Genomic DNA, 4,808 nt, shown 5'->3' with positions numbered 1-4,808 from the left:
AGAGACGCTGAACGACTGGAAGGCCTGGTTTGAAAGTAGCCTTGTTTGTTTCCCTCCTTCAAGGCTTTTCATTCCGGCAGGGCCGGAAGAATTTCCGGTAACGTTTTGAAGCAGGTTTCTCTGGCTGTTTCCAGAAAGTCGGCAATATAGGGCTGTTCTTTCTGTTCCACGCGGATTCCTGCGTAGAGTGTTGACCAGAGACCTTCGCTTCCCAGCTTTCTTGCTGCTACATGGTCTTTTTCAAGGTACTCCGCCAGAGCCCAGTTAGGCAGAGCACAGACACCGCGCTGACTGGCAACCAGCTGCAGCATCATCAGAGTCAACTCAACCGTTCTGACTTGGTTGGGCTCTACGTCATCCGGATCCAGAAAACGATTAAAGATATCAAGCCGGTCGTGATCAATGGGATAGATGATCAGTGTTTCTTCTTCCAGATCAGCAGGCCCGATCCACTCCTTTTTCAGCAGGGAGTGGTGTCTGGAGAGAGCCAGTAGCATCTCATAACGAAACAGCGGGATATACGTCAGACCGGGAATGTCCATCGGGTCAGAGGTTACCACCAGATCCAGCTCTCCTCTCGATAAGGCGGGTAAGGGGGCAAAGTTGAAGCCGGTGGCAAAGTCCATCTCCACTTCCGGCCATTGTTGACGATAAGCGTCAATGGTTGGCATTAGCCACTGGTAACAGCTGTGACACTCAATGGCAATGTTCAGTCGTCCTGATTCCCCTCCAGCCAGCCTGAACAGATCTTGCTCAGCATGTCTTAGTTGGGGAAGCAGTTCGTCTGCCAACTGCAGGATGCGCAGGCCTGCTGATGTAAATCTGGGTGGGCGGGTTTTGCGGATGAATAATTCCATACCAATCCGGGCTTCGAGTTCCTTGATCTGGTGGGAAAGAGCAGACTGAGTCAGGTGCAGGATTCTGGCTGCTTCAACAAGGCTGCCGGTCTGCTTCAGGGCGTGAAGTGTTTTCAGATGCCTCAGTTCCAATCCTATGTTGGTTGTCATGATAAGAAATGTCTCGTCTGGGGATTTATTCTTTAAAAGATTATCAATTCTGCTCACTATTATCATTAGTAAAATGAGTTTGATTCAAGTTCTTTCGTGGGCCAGACTAATACCCGATGAGCAGCCGGGCTTGAGGACACTGACTTCGCAGCCACGGCAGATTTCGAAAAGACAATAGCTAGCCATGAACGACAGAGTAATTTTATGTCGCCATGGGTTATGAACAAATCTTTTTAAATAAACAAGAGCGGATGCTCTGGGGAATCCGATTATGGCAATCTCACACAGTGGTGGCTTTCCACGGATTGGTGCTAATCGCGAGCTGAAAAAAGCGCAGGAAGCCTATTGGAAGGGTGAGCTGAGTAAGGAAAGGCTGTTAGAGGAGGGCAAACGCCTCAGGCGGCAGCACTGGGCTCTGCAAAAGGAAGCTGGACTGGACCTGGTTCCGGTTGGGGATTTTGCCTGGTACGATCAGATGTTGAATCACTCGCTCATGCTGGGAGCCGTGCCGGCTAGGTTCGGTGCAGACTCAGACTGTGAGGACATTGATACGCTGTTTCGTATGGCCCGCGGCAGGGCTCCCAACGGTACTCCGGCAGCAGCCTGTGAGATGACCAAGTGGTTTGATACCAACTACCACTATATTGTTCCCGAGCTTCACAAAGGGCAGACCTTAAAGTTGTCGTCTACAGAACTCATTCGTGAGACCCGGGAAGCATTGGATGCAGGGTTTAAGGTTAAGCCAACACTCATAGGCCCACTCACCTGGCTGTGGCTTGGGAAGGTGAAAGGGGAGGCTTTCAATCGTCTGGAACTGCTGGATGATGCTATAGAGGTCTATGGGCAGGTACTCAATGAGCTGGCCAGATTAGGTGTTGAGTGGGTTCAAATTGATGAACCCATCCTGGTGCTGGATCTTCCAACCGAATGGCATCAGGCTTTTGAGTCTACCTACAACAGGCTGCAAGGCAAAGATCTGAAGATCCTGCTGGCGACCTATTTTGGAGGCCTCAATGGCTCGACTACGACCGTGGTGAATTTACCTGTTGAAGGTCTGCATGTTGACTTGGTTCGTGATACTGAGCAACTGACGGGAATCCTTGACCGGCTGCCTTCCTACAAAGTGCTTTCGGCCGGTGTGGTGAATGGCAGAAATATCTGGAAGGCGGATATTCGTTCTATTGTTGATAAACTTCGCGAAGCCAGTGAGCGTCTGGGGCACCGTCTCTGGGTTGCTCCCAGCTGTTCACTGTTGCATACACCGGTTGATCTTGAATATGAAACGAATCTGGATGATGAATTGAAATCCTGGTTTGCCTTTGCCGTGCAGAAGTGTCAGGAAGTATCTTCCATAGCTCGCTTGCTTTCAGACGATCAGAGCCCTGAAGTTCAGGCTGCCCTGGCTGCATCAGATCGAGCGGTTGAAACCCGGAATCAGTCATCAAGAATACATAACGAGGCCGTTCAGAACAGGGTTGCCGGGATCGGCAGTGGTGATGACCAGCGTAATCTGCCTTATCGCGAGAGGGCTTTTGTCCAGGCATCCAGACTTAAATTACCGATGTTTCCCACTACGACAATCGGCTCTTTTCCACAGACACTTGATATCAGAAAGCAGCGTCGTTTATTCAGGAAAGGTGAGCTAAGTGAGAATGACTATGTAGAAGCTATGCAAAAGGAGATTCGGGACACTGTTGCCAGGCAGGAGGCGCTGGGACTGGATGTTCTTGTTCATGGCGAAGCCGAACGTAATGATATGGTCGAGTATTTTGGTGAGCAGCTCAATGGTTTTGCCTTCACCAGCAATGGCTGGGTTCAGAGCTACGGCAGCCGCTGCGTAAAACCTCCCATCATCATTGGTGATGTTTCCAGACCAGAGCCCATGACCGTTAATTGGAGTCGTTATGCCCAAGACCAGACCAGTAAGTGGATGAAGGGTATGCTCACAGGTCCGGTAACCATTCTCTGTTGGTCTTTCCCCCGGGAAGATGTGGATCGTAGTGTATCCTGCTTGCAACTGGCTCTGGCGCTCAGGGACGAAGCCGTGGATCTGGAAAAGGCGGGTATTGGCATTATCCAGATTGATGAACCGGCGATTCGCGAAGGCTTACCCTTGTCTAAGCAAGACTGGCCTGACTATCTGAACTGGGCAGTAAAAAGCTTCAGGATCGCTGCCAGTGGCGTTCAGGATGAAACCCAGATTCATACCCACATGTGTTATAGCGAGTTTAACGACATCATTGAGTACATCGCAGCAATGGATGCCGATGTCATCACCATTGAGACCTCCAGATCTGACATGGAGTTACTGGATGCTTTTGAGCAGTTTGAGTATCCCAATGAGATCGGGCCCGGGGTATATGACATCCACTCCCCCAACGTTCCCGAGCCACAGTGGATGAAACAGCTGATGAAGAAAGCCGCTGAAAAAATCCCTGCGCAGCGTTTATGGGTCAACCCGGACTGTGGTCTCAAAACCCGGGATTGGCCCGAGGTGGAAGCAGCCCTGAGCAATATGGTGCAGGTGGCTAACGAACTCAGGGATGAGCTGGCTTAACCGGTGATGCCCTGACCTTAACTTCAATGACAGGTGGTTTTGGGGGGGAAGTGACGGCAGAAGCTTCTTCCCCTTCATAAGTCAGAAATGAGGGCGCCATCAGTTCGGTATGGACGCTGGTGAAAACTTCTACCGTTCCCTTTTGCTCACCAGGCTTTAGCATGTAGAAAACTTTGTAAAGTTGGTTATTTTCAGCATCTTCGAAATAGAGAGTGGTGCCTTGATCCGCTGAGATGGTGATGCTCTGGGGTTCCAGGGGGCGCTCGTCAATGATCAGGTTTGTATCCAGTTGGTACTGGTTTAGGGTTGGTTCTTTGGTTTGAACGAACCCGGTGCACCCTGATAACATCAGTGCCAGGGAAATGATCAAGAGCCTCTGATAAAGGCTGTCTGAGCGAAAAGTATTCTTGTTTAACATTCAATTAAAATCCTTAATTAAGAGTCTCGAAGGCTTAAAGATAGATGTATAAAGCAGCCTGAACCAGTGGGAACAAGAGAAGTTTTGATCTTGGTTTTCGTGGGCGTTTTGCAATGTATTCAGGCTCTTTGTCAGAGAGATCGTAATAATGTATCTGTGTTTGTGTGTACTCACATATCTCGTAAGATAATTATTTAAAGGTTTTAGACTGATGTGAAGAACGTTAAGTTCCTGCATCAGGCAACCGTCAGGCAGTCGTTATCTGCCCGGATTTTGGTATAACCAATGGTGTAAGTCAGGTATTTTCTTTAGAATGCTATGCCAGTGCCAACAGCTTAAGTACCTGGTTAGTTACTTATATAAAAGCCGTTGATTCCATTTCGGTGATGAGGTGATTTCATGGATATCATGGATCAAATTAAAGAGCAGATTGAAACACATGACATCCTGCTCTACATGAAAGGTTCTCCCAAGCTGCCTCAGTGTGGATTTTCCTCCAAGGCGGTGCAGGTTTTAATGGCTTGTGGCGAGCAGTTCGCCTATGTAGACATTCTGGCTAATCCGGAAATTCGTGCCAATCTGCCAAAATACGCTAACTGGCCAACCTTCCCACAGCTGTGGATTAAGGGTGAGCTGGTTGGCGGTAGCGACATTCTGATTGAGATGTATGACAGCGGCGATCTTCAGAAGATGATCAAGGCCGCTGCAGGCAAAGAGGAAAGCGCTGAATAATTTTGGCCTTCTTCAAGGTGGGGAGGATATGATCCTCCCGCCTAGCAGCCTGTCGGACTTAAGGCTGTCCTACTGCGGTTGCAATAAATTGGTC

4 protein-coding genes are annotated in these 4,808 nt (G+C 49.3%); 2 read left to right on the top strand and 2 right to left on the bottom strand.

The window, feature by feature from the left end; genetic code table 11:
• Nucleotides 1-68: 68 nt before the first annotated feature.
• Nucleotides 69-1,007 carry a LysR family transcriptional regulator gene (locus KDK19_RS13345; RefSeq protein WP_257279884.1) on the bottom strand — a complete coding sequence of 313 codons (939 nt, stop codon included), beginning with the start codon at nt 1,005-1,007 and terminating at the stop codon, nt 69-71.
• Between the two features lie 271 nt (nt 1,008-1,278).
• Between KDK19_RS13345 and metE the strand changes: the two genes are divergently transcribed.
• Nucleotides 1,279-3,564, top strand: coding sequence for a 5-methyltetrahydropteroyltriglutamate--homocysteine S-methyltransferase (gene metE, locus KDK19_RS13340; RefSeq protein WP_257279883.1), 2,286 nt, complete (start codon nt 1,279-1,281; stop codon nt 3,562-3,564).
• Here metE and KDK19_RS13335 read toward each other — a convergent pair.
• Complete coding sequence (locus KDK19_RS13335; RefSeq protein WP_257288776.1) at nt 3,545-3,982, bottom strand: hypothetical protein; 438 nt, start codon at nt 3,980-3,982, stop codon at nt 3,545-3,547. The genes metE and KDK19_RS13335 overlap by 20 nt on opposite strands.
• Nucleotides 3,983-4,381: 399 nt before the next feature.
• Between KDK19_RS13335 and grxD the strand changes: the two genes are divergently transcribed.
• Nucleotides 4,382-4,714: a Grx4 family monothiol glutaredoxin gene (gene grxD, locus KDK19_RS13330; RefSeq protein ID WP_257274494.1), complete on the top strand. Its 333-nt coding sequence runs from the start codon at nt 4,382-4,384 to the stop codon at nt 4,712-4,714.
• Nucleotides 4,715-4,808 lie beyond the last annotated feature (94 nt).

It is taken from the genome of Endozoicomonas sp. ONNA1 (genome assembly GCF_024606325.1).
GTDB lineage: Bacteria > Pseudomonadota > Gammaproteobacteria > Pseudomonadales > Endozoicomonadaceae > Endozoicomonas_A.
Note: the sequence above shows the minus strand (reverse complement) of the source record. Positions and strands in the feature narration are given on the sequence as shown.